Raw genomic sequence first — 16,942 nt, 5'->3', positions numbered from 1 at the left:
TGCAGGCCACCATGAAAGCCCCCGCCGATCTTATTCTCCTGCCGCAATGGGTGGTGCCCGTCGAACCCGATGGTGCGCTGGCCGACCATGCCGTCGTCATACAGGACGGCCGGATTCTCGACGTGCTGCCCGCCGCCGCGGCGCAAGCACGCTACGACGCCGCGCAAACGGTCACCCTGCCCAGCCACGCCCTGATGCCGGGCCTCGTCAACCTGCACGGCCACGCCGCGATGTCGCTGTTGCGCGGCATGGCCGACGACCTGCCGCTGATGGCCTGGCTCAACGAGCACATCTGGCCGGCCGAAAAACGGCTGGTTTCAGAGGCCTTCGTGCGCGACGGCACCCTGCTCGCCGCCGCCGAAATGCTCTCGGGCGGCGTCACCTGCTGCAACGACATGTATTTCTTCCCGCAGGCCGCGGGCGAAGCCTTTCTGCAGGCCGGCATGCGCGCCACTCTTGGCATGATCGTGCTGGAATTCCCCAGCGCCTATGCGGTCGATGCCGACGACTATCTGGCCAAGGGGCTGGCCCTGCGCGATGAACTCAAGGACGAGCCGCTGCTCAGCTTCGCCTTCGCCCCGCACGCGCCCTACACCATCGCCGACGCCACCTTCGGCCGCATCAACACCCTGGCCGAACAGCTCGGCCTGCCCATCCACACCCACATCCACGAAACCGCCGACGAAATCCACGACAGCCTCAAGCAATACGGGCTGCGGCCGCTCGAACGGCTGGCGCGGCTGGGCCTGCTGGGCCCCAACTTCATCGGCGTCCACGCGATCCACGTGAACGACGCCGAAGTCGAGCTGCTGGCGCAACACGGCTGTCATGTGGCGCACTGCCCCAGCTCCGGCCTGAAGCTCGCGTCCGGCATCGCGCCGGTGGCCAAACTCCTCGCGGCAGGCGTCAATCTCGGTTTCGGCACCGACGGCGCCGCCAGCAACAATCGCCTCGACCTGTTTGGCGAAATGCGCCTGGCCGCCCTGCTGGCCAAGGGCGCCAGCGGCGACGCCGCCGCCCTCCCAGCCGCCGCCGCGCTCAAGGCCGCCACCCTGGACGCCGCCCGCGCACTCAACCTCGACAGCCGGATCGGCAGCATCGTCCCCGGCAAGCGCGCCGACCTGGTCGCCGTTGACCTGCACGCCCTGTCGAGCCAGCCGGTGTTTGACCCTGTCTCGCACCTGGTTTACGTTGCCGGACGCGAGCACGTCACCCATGTGTGGGTCGACGGCACGCTGAAACTGAATAACCGCCGCCTGGTCGATCTGGATGCCGACGACCTGGCCACCCGCGCCGCCTACTGGCGCAGCAAACTCATCGCAAAAGGACAGTCATGAGCAACGTCGACGCCGCCGAAATCGCCAAGTTTTCTGAACTCGCCCATCGCTGGTGGGACCCGAACTCCGAATTCAAGCCGCTGCACGAAATCAATCCGCTGCGTCTGAAGTGGATCGACCAGTTGGCGCCGCTGGCCGGCAAGAACGTGCTCGACGTCGGCTGCGGCGGCGGCATCCTGGCCGAGGCGATGGCCGGCGCCGGCGCCGAGGTCAGCGGCATCGACCTGTCGGACAAGGCGCTCAAGGTCGCCAGACTGCATTTATATGAATCGGGCAAAAGCGTCGACTACCAGCTGGTGTCCGCCGAAGATTTCGCCGACCAGCATGCGGGCGAATTCGACATCGTCACCTGCATGGAAATGCTCGAACACGTGCCCGATCCGGCCTCGGTGGTTGCCGCCTGTGCGCGCCTGGTCAAGCCCGGCGGCTGGGTGTTCTTCTCGACGCTGAACCGCAATGCCAAGAGCTATCTGTTTGCCATCATCGGCGCCGAATACATCCTCAAGCTGCTGCCGCGCGGCACCCACGACTACGCCAGGTTCATCCAGCCCGCCGAGCTCGCCCGCATGGCACGCGAGACCGGGCTCGACACCCATGAACTGATCGGCATGATCTACAACCCACTGACCAAGGCGTACAAGCTGGAAGCGGACACCGGCGTCAACTACCTGCTGGCGACCCGCCGTGGGGATTGAACGCCGTGGAGATTAAGGCAGTGAAGCTCGATGGCATCAAGGCGGTGCTGTTCGACCTCGACGGCACCCTGGTCGACACCGCGCCCGACCTCGGCTACGCGCTCAACCTACAGCGCGCACAGCACGGCCTGCCGCCGCTGGCCGACGCTGTCATCCGTCCGCAGGCCTCGCACGGCGCGCGCGGCCTGCTCGGCGTGGGGTTCGACCTGCACCCCGACAACCCGCGCTTCGCCCACATGCGCGAGGAATTCCTGCGGCTGTATGCCGACAACATCTGCCGTCACTCGCGTCCCTTCCCCGGCATCCTCGACCTGCTGGCCGAGCTCGAAGCGCGCCAGCTGAAATGGGGCGTGGTCACCAACAAGCCGGCGCGCTTCACCGAGCCGCTGATGTCCGTGCTCGACCTCGCCGAGCGCGCCGCCTGCATCGTCTCCGGCGACACCTGCCCGCAGGCCAAGCCGCACCCGGCGCCGATGCTCGCTGCCGCCGAACTGTGCGGCGCCACGCCCGCGCAGTGCCTCTACCTGGGCGACGCCGAACGCGACATCCAGGCCGCGAGCGCCGCCGCCATGCCCGCGCTGGTCGCCGCCTGGGGCTATCTCGACGCCGCTGATCGCCCGCTTAACTGGGGGGCGCATGCGCAAATCCACCACCCGGCCGAAACCCTCGATTACCTGGGAAGCTGAACGATGGCCTACAGCCTCATCAAAAACCTGCACCTCGCCACCATCGCCCTCAGCCTGGCGCTGTTTGTCCTCCGCGGCGTCTGGATGATGGCGGATTCCCCCCGGTTGCAGGCACGCTGGGTGCGCATCGTCCCGCACCTCATCGACACCCTGCTGCTGGCCAGCGGCATCGGGCTGGCCGTGCTGATCCAGCAATACCCGCTGGTGCACGGCTGGCTCACCGCCAAGGTGCTCGCCCTGATCGCCTACATCGTACTCGGCACCCTTGCCCTCAAGCGCGGAAAAACCCGTGGCCAGCGCATCGCCGCCTGGTTCACCGCCCTGCTGGTATTCGCTTACATGGTGGCGGTCGCGATCACGCACGACCCCTTCCCCTTCGGGCAGTAAACCGCCCCGCAGAAAATCCTTTCGCGCCGGAACTTTCTATCCGGCCCCCTCTCTATGCAGTACACTTGTTGTAGCAACACACATGGGGCCGACCTGGCTTCGACGTGGGTCGCAAAGCAGAGTAGGGCATACCGAGGGTCAGAGCACCTCGTAAATCCAACTGAAAAAAACTTAGTCGCAAACGACGAAAACTACGCCCTAGCCGCTTAAGGTCTAGGACTCACACCGGATCGTTCATGGGCCGGGCCGGCGCAAGCCGACAGTGAGTTAATTCACATGAAATCGCGTTCATCCGGGTCGCTTGGGTGAAGGCTAAATCAAGGCGACTCGGCAAAATCCAGCCTGTTCGGCGGGCGTGATCGAGCTTAAAGCACAAAAACACCGGACTAAGTATGTAGAACTGCCTGTAGAGGGCTTGCGGACGGGGGTTCGATTCCCCCCGGCTCCACCAATTCAACATCCAACAACATCCAGAAACATCCTTAAGCCCGTGAAAATACGGGCTTTTTCTTTGTCTGGCGTCCAAGGCCGTACAGTAACATCCGTTGAAATCCAGCCTATCTTGCAGTAACGTACGCAGTATCAGCGTTTTTGCTGTCACTGCGTCGAGGGAGTTACTGCAATGGCGAAATACCTCATCAAGTCGGATGCGACCATCAAGGCGGCCAAGCCCAAGCCAGCCCCTTACCGCCTGTTCGATGGCGACGGGCTTTACCTGCTGATCCGTCCAGACGGGAAAAAGTGGTGGCGGCTCGACTACACCATCGCGGGCAAGCGCAAGACCATTTCCATAGGCGTGTACCCAAGCACCGGCCTATCACTGGCGCGCGACAAGGCCAAGGGCGCGCGTGCATTGGTGGCTGCCAACACAGACCCCAGCGACGCCCGCAAGGCGGCCAAGGTCAAACAGGCAGAAGCGAATGAAGCCGAACGGCGCGTGGCGGAAGGAATCCCGCTTGAAAACAGCTTCGAGGCTGTCGCCCGTGCGTGGTACGCGAAAAAATCATCGAGCTGGGTGCCAAGCCACGGCGACAAAATCATCCGCCGTCTTGAGCGTGACCTGTTTCCTTGGCTGGGCGCTCGCCCGATAGGCGAAATCAAGCCGCCGGAAATACTGGCCGCCGTGCGTCGCATTGAGGCGCGCGGGGCGATTGAAACCGCGCACCGGGCGCTTACCAATTGCGGGCAGGTCTTCCGCTTTGCTGTTGCCGAGGGGCATATCGAGAGCGATCCAACCCGTGACCTGCGGGGCGCTTTGGAGCCGGTCAAAGGCGGGCACATGGCTGCAATCACCGAACCGGCCAAGGTGGCGGAACTGTTGCGGGCGATTGACGCCTATCGTGGATCGCTGATCGTGCGCTGTGCATTGCAGCTTGCGCCGCTGGTGTTCGTGCGGCCGGGCGAGCTACGCAAGGCCGAATGGGCGCACATTGATCTGGACGCGAAGGAATGGCGCTTCACCGTGACGAAGACCGACACCGGCCATATCGTCCCGCTGGCACCACGGGCTGTTGAAATACTTCGCGAAGTTCAGGCCCTGACCGGGCGCGGGCGCTACGTCTTCCCCAGCGCGCGCACCAGCGAACGCCCGATGAGTGACAACGCCATTCTAGCGGCCATGCGGCGCATGGGTATCGCCAAGGAGGAAATGACCGGCCACGGCTTCCGGGCGATGGCGAGGACGATCCTTGATGAGGTTTTGCACTTCGATGCGCACCTGATCGAGCACCAGCTAGCCCACGCCGTCAAAGACCCCAATGGGCGCGCCTACAACCGCACCGCGCATCTGGAACAGCGACACCTCATGATGCGTCTGTGGGCTGGCTATCTGGAAACCATCAAGGCCGGGGCGAACGTGGTGCCGCTCCACGGCAGGGCCGCTGCCTGACACCCTGCCGGCGGCGAGCACCCACTTCCGCCGCAAGTCCTGATCGCACTTTCGCGGGAATTTCAAAACCGCTGATTCGACCGTTTCAACACTGCAAGCAAACAGCCTGAAAACACCGCTACCGCAATGGTAGCGATAGTGGTATCGACCCGATACAACCGCCCGTCACAATCGACCTGAAACCCGCGTCAATCCTGAACACGGGGGCTACCATCATTGCTTACGCTACCTTTTTGGTATTAGTAATCAAACACTTACAGAAATATTACAAGTTATTTAGTTCTTGCCTTTGCGCTTCCAGCGTAATTAATCTAAGCGCATTCCTCAACGCCCAAGGAGAGCACGGAATGCACAATGATGATTTTCAACTGGTAAGAATCGACGAAGGCTGCAAACAGCTTTGCATGTGTCGTGCTGGCTACTACAAAGCTCACGCGGAGGGCCTGACGCCGCCACCCGTGAAGGTTGGCTTGCGTGCCGCCGCAATCCCGAAACGCGAGATTGACGCGATCAACGCAGCCCGCGCTGCTGGCGTAAATGACGATGGAATTCGTGCCTTGGTTCAACGTTTGGTAGCTGACCGCACCAAGCGTTTCGCAAAACTCACTGGTCAACTGGACGACGCAACCCGGCAGGCTGCATGAACGTCGCACAAACAAAAGGCCGCTCCGACTGGCATCGGGAAGCGGCCTCACAACATACAACTGACAGCGCAAAGCATAGCAGCACGGCACGCCGCTTGCCAGCCTTCGGGCGCGATCTTGTTGTGGCTCGCCGGAACGGCCAGACGGTTCCTTTTCTGGTGATAAGCATTGGCTGGCGCTTTGGCCGCGCCATGCCGCGCGTCGTCGTGCCTGACGATCAACAGCTCGACCAGCTCGACCTCAGCCTTGTGGCCGAGCTGGGCTGCATGGTCGTCCACCACGATGAACCTGCGCGCGCCTTCGAAGTGGCTGCTGCTGCGCTGGCCGCTGGCGCTACGGCCTGCCCGATCTTCTGCATGGCACAGGGCAAGACTACGCTCACTACCAGCGAAATTGTCGCGACTCTCGAACTGAGGTCTGCCGCGTGAAGCCCAACAGTTTTGCAAAACACCTGGTCCCCGCAGAATCGACGGAGAGCGCCGCAAACGGTATGGCTGGGGCTTCGGTATCGACTGCCGCCACGAAACTCGCAGCGCCACGCCTGACGCCGGTTTGCGTGAGCTTGTCCGAACTGTTGGAGAAGCAAATCCCGCCGCGCGCACCGATGCTGGCGCCGTGGCTGACCGAGCAAAGCCTGAGCATGATTTACGCATGGCGCGGCATTGGTAAATCATGGCTGGGTCTGTCCGTCGCCTACGCCGTCGCCAGTGGTTGCGATCTGCTGGGCTGGCACGCACCGGGCAAGCGCCGCGTGCTGTATATCGACGGCGAACTCCCGGCGCGGGTGATGCAATCGCGCCTTGCCCTGATCGTCGGCGCCTTCGACGGTGAACCCGATCCTGACGGCTTCAACATCCTGACACCCGATCTGCAACCTAACGGCGTCATGCCCAACCTGTCCGACTATGCCGGGCAGGCTGCTATCGACCTGTACGCAGACGAAGCCGACCTGATCATAATCGACAACCTGAGCACGCTCGCCCGGGGCGGCAAGGAAAACGAAGGCGAGTCTTGGCTCCCGGTTCAGGAATGGGCGCTTCGCCATCGCGCTAAAGGCCGAGCTGTGCTGTTCATCCACCATGCAGGCAAGGGGGGGCAGCAGCGGGGTGCCAGTCGCCGCGAGGATGTTCTCGACACGGTTATCAGCCTGCGCCGCCCTGCCGAGTACAACCCGGCGGATGGTGCCAAGTTCGAGCTTCACTTTGAGAAGGCACGCAACCTGACCGGCGACGAAGCCCAGCCGCTTGATGTGTGTCTGCACGGCGACGACAACGGCATCCGATGGGAATACGCCCCGGCTGAGGATGGCATTCTCGACCGGCTGGAAGCCTTGGTGCGTGACGGTGCCAGCCGTGCCGAGATACAGGAAGAACTCAGCTTGAGCCGATTTGCGCTTGGCAGGCTGGTGGATAAGGCGAACGCAGCCGGTAAGAACATCGTCCTGCCAAGAGCTAAAAGGGGGGCGGCATGAACACCAACTCGACCGCAAAAACGAAATGTGCGGATGTGCGCACCCTAGGAACCGCACATCCGCACATTAGCGATGAAAGCCGCACATTACCGCGCACATTATCCGCACAGACCAGCCTGAAAGCCTTAGCCGGTGCGGTTCTTGAGCGCACATCGTCCCGCACATTGTCCGCACAAAGCACGGAAAAGCCCCGCACATTAGCCGCACATTTGGAGGTGGCCGCGCACATTACAAACGAGGCTGAATTAACCGACCTCGTTCGACTGTGCGGTGACCGCTACCAATTCACAGAAGCCGAACACGCGGTGGCGCTGCAAGTCGCGCTCGCCGATCCCGTGTCGGCTCTTATTTGTTTCCGGGCAATCGCCCGAGAAGTCCCCCCGGCCATCCCGGCCACAACCTGTACCACCAACCACGAAAGGAACCACCATGCTTAAAAAACTGAATGACCAGCTTGCCGAAGTCCGGCGCCAGCAATCCGCTATCGCCTCCAAGCTGGGTGACATTGCAGCGGAGTGCCACGACATCGAGACCGAAGCCACCGACAATGCCGCCGGTATTGCGGCGGCTGAGCAGAATCTGATCGAACATCTTGCCCGTCAGGAATTGGGCGAAAAGTCCGACACTGCCAGCGCAGAGAAAGCCCTTGCCGATGCCAAGACGCAGGCCGCGAACGGGATCGAGACCTCGACCCGCCTGCGTGTGTTGGACGCCGTCAAGACACGCTTCGAGGGTGAGCACAAGGCGCTCCACGAAAAGGGTGTTGCCATCATCGCCGCGATCCGCGAGGCCGAAAAGGATCGCCTGGTCGAAATCGCAAACGAACTGTTCAACGATTGCGAAACCGCTCTTGAAAGCTTGGCTCAGGCCGAACCCAAGTTATACGCTGCCCGCTCACTGCTGAACGAGTACGGCCACCCTTGGCACCTTGGTCAGCTTGTCCAGGCACAAGTGCAAGCACGCTTCCCCACCAGCCCAAACCAAGCCCGCGCCGCTGTGCTGGCCGAACTCAACCACGCTTAAAAGGAGAGAACATCATGTCTACAGCAACCGTTTACCGTGATGGCAAAGCCATCCGCACCACAACCCTGACCGCCACGCAGGCCGAACAGTTCACCCTGTTGGCCGAGGCCGTGCGCGCCGCTCAGTCGATGCTCACGGTCAATGCCGCCGCCAAAGGTTCAACCCATAAATCGGGCGTCGAGCACGGCGAAAGCCACGGCGCGGACATTTACGCCGCGCTACTTCGGATTGACGATCTTCTTGGCAAAGACCCGCGCGCGGTCTATTCGCACCTCGACCGGAACTCGACCGGCGAAGTCCTGCGGAACCCCGATGGCACCCCGCGCCATGGATTGATGCCTGTGTCGAATAACACGCCGGTTCCACAGCCAGCATATGCCCCCCTTCGCGCCATTTACCCCAGTGGCGTGTACACCGACTTGGCTCAGAGCTTGGGCATGTTGCCGACCGATTTGCTAGCCTTTTCGCACAGTGAACTGACCGATCCCGCGCTGGCGGCGGCAGTGCCGACAATCCGCGCATGGGTGCGTTGGCGCGCTTAATCGGAGAGGGTGAGGGATAGCATGGGCAAACCCAGTTCAACGCAGCCACGGCAACCCTACGGCGCCAGCGATGCTACCGACGAAGACGGCTTCGTGATCGATGGCGCAACGGGCTTGCCTGTACCCCCCACCCCCAGCCGGAAGCGGGAGAAGTTCATCCCGTTGTCCAAGCTGTCCGATCTAAAGGCAGAACTGGGCCGCCTATACAGACAGGCCAAGTCTGGGAAGGTGGCGACCAGCGACGCGTCACGGCTGGCGTTCATCCTGAACAGTTTGGGCCGCGTGATCGTGGATGCTGAACTTGAACAGCGTATTCAACAGTTGGAGCAACAGTTAGAAGGGGACTGTGATGAGTCTTGAGTCACGCATTGAAAATCTGGAAGCCCGCATCAAGACCGTGGAGGATGAGACCGTGCCGCTGGTGTTCGTCCGCCGCTTGATCGACCAGGCCGGCACCGTCACGAAGTGTTGGCTGATCGAGTTCCCGCACCCCTGTGACATAGCAGGTTTTACCGCAGCGATGGGAGCCGAGCCGACCGAGTACCGCAGCCGGGAGGGTTGCCCCGATGCCGACGACTGCGGTTCTGCGCAGCGCTGCCGAGCGGGGGAAGCGTCATGAGCCTGCTCGACCGCGTCGCACGCCTAGAGGCCCGGTATCGACCCGACACAACCAGCCCGTTGACGTCCGCCGTGTTGGCGCTGCTGTCCGGCGCCGAACTGGACGAACTCACAGCGATGTTTGCCGAACACGGGGCTGATGAGTTCGACGATCTGCCGGTGGATGCGCAGGCCCGTGTGCTGGAACTGCTCGACGTCGCCAGCCACCGCGATCAACCGGCACCGCTGGCACGCATGGAGCCGGGCTATGACGTGATGGCCGAGACTCTTAGGCTGTACGCGTGAGGTAGCCGCAGACTGAGCATCGTGGACGACCTCCTGCTGGGCAGGCGGTGGACACAGACAATCCAGCCCGGCCATGTGCCGGGATTTTTTTTCGCCTCGATTGCACCCGCACCGGCCACGGGTTGCAGTAACAGGCGCAGTAACTACCCGACAGCAAAAGCACAAACCCCTTTATCCATGAGGCTTGCAGCGCATGATTAAAGAGACCCCGGCCCACCAATACCCAAACCCCAGCCGGAAACGGTTGGGGTTTTTCTTTGCCCGAAACATTCGCATTGGCGAGGTTGAACCCAGGCCGATGCAGGTGCGATTGCGAATTGATCAGGCGGGGGCATACTTGTCATGTCAACCGACAATGCCCCCCCTTCCGAAATACGAATCAAAATGGACGAGATCCTCACCTGGCTGCCCGCCGAACTGGCCACCTTGCCGCGTTACGTGGTGGCGCTGGCGATCGGCCTGCTGATGGGGCTGGAGCGCGAGCGCAACCCGGCGGCGAAGGCGGGGCTGCGCACCTTTGCGCTGACCGCGCTATTCGGCGTGCTGACGGCGCATCTGGCAACCGAGTTCGGCGAACTCTGGCTGATTGCCGTCGGCCTGCTGCTGGTCGGCAGCATGATGATTGCGGCCTATCTGCACTCGCCGCAACCAGCGGACGGCGACCCTGGCACGACAACAGTGGCAGCGCTGATGCTGTGCTACGGCCTCGGCGTGCTGGTGTGGCACGACGAAGTCCAGTTGGCGGTGATGCTGGGGATTGCGGCAACCATGCTGCTGTACTTCAAGCCCGAGCTGCGCGGTCTGAGCCAGCATATGAGCCGTCGCGACCTGCTGTCGATACTGCAGTTCGCGGTGCTTGCGCTGATTATTCTGCCGCTGCTGCCGAACCAGGACTACGGCCCCTACGGGGCGATCAACCCGCACCAAATATGGTGGATGGTGGTGCTGATCGCCGGCGTGGGACTGGCGGGCTATGCCGCGCTGCGAGTGGTCGGACAACAACGCGGCGCGGTGATGCTGGGCCTGCTCGGCGGACTGGTGTCATCGACTGCAACGACCCTGTCATTCAGCCGCCACGCCCGCGCCAGCGACACGATGATTCCGATTGCGGTCATCGTCATCGTGCTGGCCAACCTGATGGTGCTGGTGCGCCTGGGCGTGCTGGCCGCAATTGTGGCGCCCGCGGTCCTGGCACAACTGCTGCCCGTGCTGACAGGCGGGCTGATCGTCGGCGGTTTGGGCGCCGCGTATGGCGTGCACCGGCTGCAACCGCAAGGTGAACTGCCCGCATTGGCGATGGGCAACCCCACCGAGCTGCGCACGGCATTGGGCTTCGGCCTGATGTATGGCGTGGTGTTGCTCGCTGCAGCCTGGCTATCCGACTGGCTTGGGACACGTGGCTTGTATGCGGTGGCGGTGTTGTCCGGGCTGACCGATGTCGACGCCATCACCTTGTCCAGCATGCGCCTGCACAATCTGGACAAACTGTCCGTGACCGTGCTGGTCAACGTCATCACGCTCGCCACCCTGGCCAATCTGGTATTCAAATCGGCGCTCGCTCTCGGCATCGGCGGCTGGCAGATGGCACGCCACGCTATCGCCGGCATGGCCACGGCAGGTCTGGGCCTGGTGTTGGCCTGGGCTATAATTCGGGGCTTTTCCGCTTAATCACCGAGCCCTATCATGGAAGCCGAAAGCCTCAATCAGATCGAATCCAAACTCGCCGACCTGGGCGAGCGCGCCACCCAGCTCAGGGGGTTTCTTTAACTACGCTGTCAAGAAAGACCGCCTGGAAGAAGTCAGCCGCCTGTCCGAAGCGCCTGATTTCTGGAACGACGCCACCCGCGCCCAGGAACTGGGCCGCGAACGCAAGTCGCTGGAAGATGTGGTGCTAGTGCTCGACCGCGTCAGCTCGGGCCTGAAGGATGCGTCCGAACTGTTCGAAATGGCGCGCGAGGAGAACGACGACGACACCCTCGCCGCCGTGCAGGCCGACATCGCCAGCCTCGAAAAGGACGTCTCGACCCTGGAATTCCGCCGCATGTTCAACCATCCGGCGGATCCCAACAACTGCTTCATCGACATCCAGGCCGGCGCGGGCGGTACCGAAGCCTGCGACTGGGCGTCGATGCTGCTGCGGCAATACCTGAAATACGCCGAACGCAAAGGCTTCAAGGCCGAGTTACTGGAAGAATCCGACGGCGACGTCGCCGGCATCAAATCAGCCAGCATCAAGATTGAGGGCGACTACGCCTACGGCACCTTGCGTACAGAAACCGGGGTGCACCGTCTGGTGCGGAAATCCCCGTTCGACTCCTCGGGCGGGCGCCACACCAGCTTCGCCAGCATATTCGTCTACCCGGAGATCGACGATTCCTTCGAGGTGGACATCAACCCCGCCGACCTGCGTGTCGACACCTATCGTGCGTCCGGCGCCGGCGGCCAGCACATCAACAAGACCGACTCGGCGGTGCGCCTCACCCACCTGCCCAGCGGCATCGTGGTGCAGTGCCAGAACGACCGCTCGCAGCACAAGAACCGCGCCGAGGCGATGTCGATGCTGAAGTCCAAGCTCTACGAAGCCGAGCTGCGCCGCCGCCAGGTCGAGCAGGACAAGCTCGAAGCCGGCAAGTCCGACGTCGGCTGGGGCCACCAGATCCGCAGCTACGTGCTCGACCAGTCGCGCATCAAGGATTTGCGCACCAACGTCGAAGCCACGAACACGCAGAAGGTGCTGGACGGCGACCTCGACATGTTCATTGAGGCGAGCCTGAAACAGGGCGTGTAAATCACGGTTTCCTGCGGTTGATGGCGGGCGTAAACTTCGATTGGCCATGCATGAAGGGAATCGATGATGAAAACAGCTGAGTTGATCGACGAAGTAGCTTCGCTGCCAGTGGAAAAACGGGCACGCGTAGTGGATACGCTGCTGCGCAGCCTGAATGCACCTGAAAGCGCGATCGATTCCGCGTGGATGGACGTGGCACAGCGCCGGCTCGATGAATTGCGCGCCGGCCGCGTGGAGGTCGTCCCCGGCGATGCGGTATTCGAGCATATCCGCCAGCGCTACGCAATGTGAGCAAGTAGTCCGAATGCTCACGCGTATTTTCAAGATCGGTCGCTCGCTGGCCACCCGCAGCCCCAAAGAGTTCGCTATCTTCGAAGCCGACCAGGATGTCGAAATTGAAAAAATCGGCGACACACTGGTGCTTCGCCCGGTCGTCAAACGCAAGTTGACCGGCCTCGCCGAAGCCTTCGCTGCCTTCTCGCCGGATTTCATGGGCGAAGGCCGGGCGTTCCACGAACAGAAAGATCGCGACTGGAGCGACTTTGGCGAAGGCGTCCCGCCAGACGAGCAATAAGCGCCCTGTCGATACCTCAGTAACAGGCACACCCCATGGCTTTCAGCGAACTTGAACGCAAGCGGATCGAGAAAACGGTCGGCCGGTTTATCGAAGCGCACCGTCCGCCGCCCGCCATCCGCAGCCAGCTCGACCTCGGATTTCGCCTGCAGGGCCAGAGCGTCGAGCTGTTCGAAATCCGGCCCGTCTGGGACAACCCGAGTCAAAAAATGGAATCGCCGGTTGCCAAAGCAACCTACGTCAAAACGCAAAACGTCTGGAAGGTGTACTGGATGCGCGCCGATTTCAAATGGCACGGCTACCCGCCCGCCCCGGAAGTGGACACGCTCGACGCCTTTCTCGCGCTGGTGGCCGAAGACAAACATGCGTGTTTTTTCGGCTGACCCATCCAATGCGGGCCGAAACGTCCTGCATAATCGACGCCTGATAATGCCTGACCACCCGCAGTGAAACAGGAACCCGAGTGACCGATAAAGAAGCCACGGCCCGCATCAAGATCAACAAACTGCTCGAAGCCGCAGGCTGGCGTTTCTTCGCGGAAGGCAGCACGCCCGCCAACATCCGCCTCGAATCCAACGCAACGATCACCTCATCCGATCTCGATGCGTTTGGCGAAAACTTCGAGAAAACCGGCAAGGGCTTCATCGACTTCCTGCTACTGGACGCCAAAGGTTTCCCGCTCATCGTGCTGGAGGCCAAGTCCGAGGGCAAGCACCCACTCGTCGGCAAGGAACAGGCGCGCAAATATGCCGAGTCCCAGAACTGCCGCTTCGTCATCCTCTCCAACGGCAACCTGCATTATTTCTGGGACCTGGCGCGCGGCAACCCCTACCTCATTACGTCTTTCCCCACCCCGGACTCGGTCACCGGCTACCGGCAGGTCACGCCCAACCCGCAACGCCTCATCGAAGAACAGGTTGGCGACGACTATATCGCGCTGACCCTGCGCCCTAACTACCAATCCGAAGCGGCGTGGCGCAACGAGGCAGAGCGTCCCGACTACATCAAGGCCAACAAACTGCGCTTCCTGCGGCCCTATCAGTTGCAGGCCGTTCACGTCTTGCAACAGGCTGTGCAAGACGGCAAAGAGCGCTTCCTGTTCGAGATGGCTACCGGCACCGGCAAAACCCTTACCGCCGCTGCCGTCATCAAGCTCTTCCTGCGGTCCGGCAATGCCCGCCGCGTGCTGTTTCTGGTGGATCGTCTCGAACTGGAGGATCAGGCCAAGAAGGCTTTCGTGGCGCTGCTGTCTGCCGACTTCCAGAGCGTGGTCTACAAGGAGAACCGCGACGACTGGCGGCGCGCCGAGATTGTCGTCACCACCGTGCAATCGCTGCTCTTCAACAACAAGTACCAGCAACTTTTCTCGCCGACCGACTTCGACCTGGTCATTTCAGACGAAGCCCATCGCTCCATTGGTGGCAACGCCCGCGCCGTGTTCGATTACTTCGTCGGCTACAAGCTGGGGCTCACCGCCACGCCGCGTGATTACCTGCGCCGGTTCGACAGCGCCAAATCCGGCACCCGCGACCCGCGCGAAGCCGAGCGCCGTCTGATGCTGGACACCTACCGCACCTTCGGCTGCGAGAATAGCCAGCCGACCTTCCGCTACTCCTTGCTCGACGGCGTAAAAGAGGGCTTTCTCATCAACCCCACGGTGGTCGATGCCCGCACTGACATCACCACCGAACTGCTGTCCGAAGAAGGCTACGCCGTCACCCTCACCGACGACGCGGGCAACGAACTGGAAGAAACCTACAAACAGCGCGAGTTCGAGAAGCGCTTCTTTTCCGATGCCACGAACCAGCTCTTCTGCAAAACCTTTCTGGAAAACGCCCTGCGCGACCCAATCAGCGGAGAGATAGGTAAAGCCATCATCTTCGCGGTCAGCCAGCACCACGCAGCCAAGCTGGCACAGATTCTCAACCAGATGGCCGACCGCATGTACCCGGCCAAATACCAGTCCGACTTCGCCGTACAAGTCACGTCACAAATTGCCGACGCCCAGCAATTTACGATCAATTTCGTCAACAACAACCTGCTCGGTTCGGCCAACTTCCTGCCCGCCTACAAAACCAGCAAGGCGCGCGTCTGCGTCACCGTAGGCATGATGACCACCGGCTACGACTGTCCGGACATCCTCAATATTGGCTTGTTTCGCCCCATCTTCTCGCCGACCGATTTCATCCAGATCAAGGGGCGCGGCACCCGCAAGCACGACTTCCGCGAGCAGCTCTTCGACGACGCCATCAAGGACAGCGTCACCGCGCCGAACAAGTCCGCCTTCAAGCTGTTCGATTTCTTCGCCAACTGCGAATACTTCGAGACCGAATTCAACTACGACGAAACACTCAAGCTGCCCAAACCCCAAAGCAAAGGCAGTGATGATCCGCAGCCCCCTCCCCCGCCCGGAGGCACCTACGCGCACATGGGAGATGACCTCATCGCCTCGCTCCAAGTCGAGCAAATCACCGCCGAAGGCATGAAGATTGACCGCATGTTTTTCGAGAAATTCGAGGACGCCGTGCGCGACAACGCCACCATCGCCGATGCCGTCGAAGCCGGTCAGTGGGATCGCGTCATCGACTACGTCAACCGCGAAGTTTTCGACAAACCGACCGAGTACTACAGCCTCGACAAACTGCGTAAAGCTGCCGCCGTGGATCGCCGCCTTGGCCTGCGCGAAATTCTCGAAAAGGTTTTCGGCCTCATCCCGCGCTTCAAGTCCAAAGACGAATTGCTGGAAGAAGAGTTCGCCAAGTTCGTCAGTGATGCCAAACCCGACGAAGCCGAGGCCATCCCGGCGATCAAAAACTTCTTCAAGGCCTACGCCACCAGCCATGCCGTGCGCGGCATCATCGAAAGCGGCCACTTCACCGATCTGGCCACCAACCCCTATTTCTCCACCCGCGACTTCACGGCTGTGCCCGCCAAGTACCGCGCCCTCATCCCCAATTACATCAAGGACTATGTATCCCTGAACCAGTTTGCTCCATAGCTATGCACGCAAGAAAAGGCGCGCACAAAACGCCGGGCAATAACACATATTTAAGTGTTACACTTATTCAAGTGTTATCAGTAAGGAGCAATAAAATGGCAACAACCGTCAATTTCACCGGCGCGGTCGATCGCGACCTGCTCAAGCGCGCCAAGGTCATCGCCGCCAAAACTGACACGTCGGTCAACGCGCTGTTCAACGCCGAGCTTCGCCATCTGGTCGAGACCTTCGAAGCGGCAGAGGTCAGCGGCAACCAGAACTTCAAGGTTCTGCTCGATTTTTCGCTCGGCAAGCTCAATGGCGCTGAGGCCATGCAAGCGCTGGGCATCGATGGTGAGGAAGACCTGTTTCTGCTGATGGCGCAAGCGCACCTGCCGATGCCCAGGCTCCCCGAGGCCGTAACGCGTGACATGGTCGATCAACTGAATTCGCTGTCGGCGTAAGCGGGAGACACCATGTCAGCGTCCGTTGCCCTGCTGCCCGATGCCGGGCCGCTCATTACCCTGGCCTACGCGGACGCGCTCGACCTGTTGTTCAAGCCCGGCTGGCCGCTCGTGCTGGTCGATATGGTGCTGCATGAAGTGACACGCCAGCAAACGCCGACCAGCGAGAAGCTGGCCCGCTGGGTTGAAGCCAACAAAGTGTCGGTGCGCACGACCCGGACGTTCCAGCACTACCAGCAGACGCTGGCGGCAGAAGCCGTTGGGGTGCGCAAATCGAATCTCGGCGAACTGGCGATACAGGAAACCATGAATGACTTTGCCCTGGAAGAATTCAGCCTTGGCCAACCCCGGAAGACCGGTGTTTTCCTGTTCGAGGATCACAAAATCGCCCGCGCCAGCTTTCTGGTGCCCGACAACTGCCGCAAGATCAGTACGCGCGCCTTCCTGATTTTTCTGGAGCAAAAAGGCTGGCTGGCATCGGCAACCGAAATCGAGCGGCAGGCAATCCAGGCCGGGCGCAATTTTTCCAGCCTGCGGTTTCCGCCTGAATAAATCACCTCGAT

Annotated in this window: 22 protein-coding genes and 1 other RNA gene; all 23 read left to right on the top strand. The window is 61.5% G+C overall.

From position 1 onward, the window contains the following. The first annotated feature begins 11 nt into the window (after positions 1–11). Entirely contained in the window at positions 12–1,337 is a 1,326-nt protein-coding gene (locus ABW22_RS13080) for a TRZ/ATZ family hydrolase (protein WP_059757716.1), read from the top strand. After that, positions 1,334–2,032, top strand: coding sequence for a bifunctional 2-polyprenyl-6-hydroxyphenol methylase/3-demethylubiquinol 3-O-methyltransferase UbiG (gene ubiG / locus ABW22_RS13075; RefSeq protein ID WP_059757449.1), 699 nt, complete (start codon positions 1,334–1,336; stop codon positions 2,030–2,032). The genes ABW22_RS13080 and ubiG overlap by 4 nt, the downstream gene beginning before the upstream one ends. A 20-nt stretch (positions 2,033–2,052) precedes the next feature. Further along, positions 2,053–2,718: an HAD-IA family hydrolase gene (locus tag ABW22_RS13070; protein ID WP_082708838.1), complete on the top strand. Its 666-nt coding sequence runs from the start codon at positions 2,053–2,055 to the stop codon at positions 2,716–2,718. Between the two features lie 3 nt (positions 2,719–2,721). Beyond that, positions 2,722–3,105, top strand: a complete 384-nt coding sequence (locus ABW22_RS13065; RefSeq protein WP_059757446.1) for a SirB2 family protein — start codon at positions 2,722–2,724, stop codon at positions 3,103–3,105. Between the two features lie 84 nt (positions 3,106–3,189). Then, positions 3,190–3,556, top strand: a transfer-messenger RNA (tmRNA) gene (ssrA, locus tag ABW22_RS13060). A 171-nt stretch (positions 3,557–3,727) separates the two neighbouring features. Continuing rightward, positions 3,728–4,993 (top strand): tyrosine-type recombinase/integrase, encoded by a 1,266-nt coding sequence (locus ABW22_RS13055; protein ID WP_059757443.1) that lies wholly within the window; start codon positions 3,728–3,730, stop codon positions 4,991–4,993. Between the two features lie 347 nt (positions 4,994–5,340). Further along, positions 5,341–5,637, top strand: a complete 297-nt coding sequence (locus ABW22_RS17405; protein WP_157648643.1) for a helix-turn-helix transcriptional regulator — start codon at positions 5,341–5,343, stop codon at positions 5,635–5,637. After that, the gene (locus ABW22_RS13045) at positions 5,634–6,065 is read left to right on the top strand and encodes a hypothetical protein (RefSeq protein ID WP_157648642.1); all 432 of its coding nucleotides are present in this window, start codon (positions 5,634–5,636) and stop codon (positions 6,063–6,065) included. Before ABW22_RS17405 ends, ABW22_RS13045 begins: the two co-directional genes overlap by 4 nt. Continuing rightward, positions 6,062–7,108 (top strand): AAA family ATPase, encoded by a 1,047-nt coding sequence (locus tag ABW22_RS13040; protein WP_202813957.1) that lies wholly within the window; start codon positions 6,062–6,064, stop codon positions 7,106–7,108. The genes ABW22_RS13045 and ABW22_RS13040 overlap by 4 nt, the downstream gene beginning before the upstream one ends. After that, positions 7,105–7,545 (top strand): hypothetical protein, encoded by a 441-nt coding sequence (locus ABW22_RS17400; protein WP_157648641.1) that lies wholly within the window; start codon positions 7,105–7,107, stop codon positions 7,543–7,545. Before ABW22_RS13040 ends, ABW22_RS17400 begins: the two co-directional genes overlap by 4 nt. Continuing rightward, a complete protein-coding gene (locus ABW22_RS13035) occupies positions 7,538–8,131 on the top strand; it encodes a hypothetical protein (RefSeq protein WP_059757433.1) in 594 nt (197 codons plus the stop codon). The genes ABW22_RS17400 and ABW22_RS13035 overlap by 8 nt, the downstream gene beginning before the upstream one ends. A 14-nt stretch (positions 8,132–8,145) precedes the next feature. Then, positions 8,146–8,673 carry a hypothetical protein gene (locus ABW22_RS13030; RefSeq protein WP_059757430.1) on the top strand — a complete coding sequence of 176 codons (528 nt, stop codon included), beginning with the start codon at positions 8,146–8,148 and terminating at the stop codon, positions 8,671–8,673. 21 nt (positions 8,674–8,694) lie between these two features. Then, on the top strand, positions 8,695–9,033 hold the full coding sequence (locus tag ABW22_RS13025; RefSeq protein ID WP_202813956.1) for a hypothetical protein: 339 nt from the start codon (positions 8,695–8,697) through the stop codon (positions 9,031–9,033). After that, positions 9,023–9,292 carry a hypothetical protein gene (locus ABW22_RS13020; protein WP_059757428.1) on the top strand — a complete coding sequence of 90 codons (270 nt, stop codon included), beginning with the start codon at positions 9,023–9,025 and terminating at the stop codon, positions 9,290–9,292. Before ABW22_RS13025 ends, ABW22_RS13020 begins: the two co-directional genes overlap by 11 nt. After that, a complete protein-coding gene (locus tag ABW22_RS13015; protein WP_157648640.1) occupies positions 9,289–9,576 on the top strand; it encodes a hypothetical protein in 288 nt (95 codons plus the stop codon). Before ABW22_RS13020 ends, ABW22_RS13015 begins: the two co-directional genes overlap by 4 nt. Before the next feature lie 384 nt (positions 9,577–9,960). Then, positions 9,961–11,244: an MgtC/SapB family protein gene (locus ABW22_RS13010; RefSeq protein WP_059757422.1), complete on the top strand. Its 1,284-nt coding sequence runs from the start codon at positions 9,961–9,963 to the stop codon at positions 11,242–11,244. Positions 11,245–11,259: 15 nt separating this feature from the next. Continuing rightward, a protein-coding gene (gene prfB, locus ABW22_RS17395) for a peptide chain release factor 2 (RefSeq protein WP_157648639.1) occupies positions 11,260–12,364 on the top strand; the annotation gives its coding sequence in 2 pieces (ribosomal slippage) (positions 11,260–11,340 and positions 11,342–12,364; 1,104 coding nt in all). 63 nt (positions 12,365–12,427) lie between these two features. After that, the gene (locus ABW22_RS13000; protein WP_202813954.1) at positions 12,428–12,655 is read left to right on the top strand and encodes an addiction module protein; all 228 of its coding nucleotides are present in this window, start codon (positions 12,428–12,430) and stop codon (positions 12,653–12,655) included. A gap of 13 nt (positions 12,656–12,668) precedes the next feature. Further along, positions 12,669–12,938 (top strand): antitoxin, encoded by a 270-nt coding sequence (locus ABW22_RS12995; protein ID WP_059757416.1) that lies wholly within the window; start codon positions 12,669–12,671, stop codon positions 12,936–12,938. A 35-nt stretch (positions 12,939–12,973) separates the two neighbouring features. After that, a complete protein-coding gene (locus ABW22_RS12990) occupies positions 12,974–13,321 on the top strand; it encodes a DUF3024 domain-containing protein (RefSeq protein ID WP_059757413.1) in 348 nt (115 codons plus the stop codon). A gap of 80 nt (positions 13,322–13,401) precedes the next feature. Next, positions 13,402–15,936: a DEAD/DEAH box helicase family protein gene (locus ABW22_RS12985; RefSeq protein ID WP_059757411.1), complete on the top strand. Its 2,535-nt coding sequence runs from the start codon at positions 13,402–13,404 to the stop codon at positions 15,934–15,936. Positions 15,937–16,031: 95 nt separating this feature from the next. Next, positions 16,032–16,379, top strand: a complete 348-nt coding sequence (locus tag ABW22_RS12980; protein WP_059757408.1) for a hypothetical protein — start codon at positions 16,032–16,034, stop codon at positions 16,377–16,379. A 12-nt stretch (positions 16,380–16,391) separates the two neighbouring features. Next, a complete protein-coding gene (locus ABW22_RS12975) occupies positions 16,392–16,931 on the top strand; it encodes a hypothetical protein (protein ID WP_059757405.1) in 540 nt (179 codons plus the stop codon). Positions 16,932–16,942: the final 11 nt, after the last annotated feature.

Origin of the sequence: Thiobacillus denitrificans (assembly GCF_001530125.1) — a bacterium.
Taxonomy (GTDB): domain Bacteria; phylum Pseudomonadota; class Gammaproteobacteria; order Burkholderiales; family Thiobacillaceae; genus Thiobacillus; species Thiobacillus denitrificans_C.
Note: the sequence above shows the minus strand (reverse complement) of the source record. Positions and strands in the feature narration are given on the sequence as shown.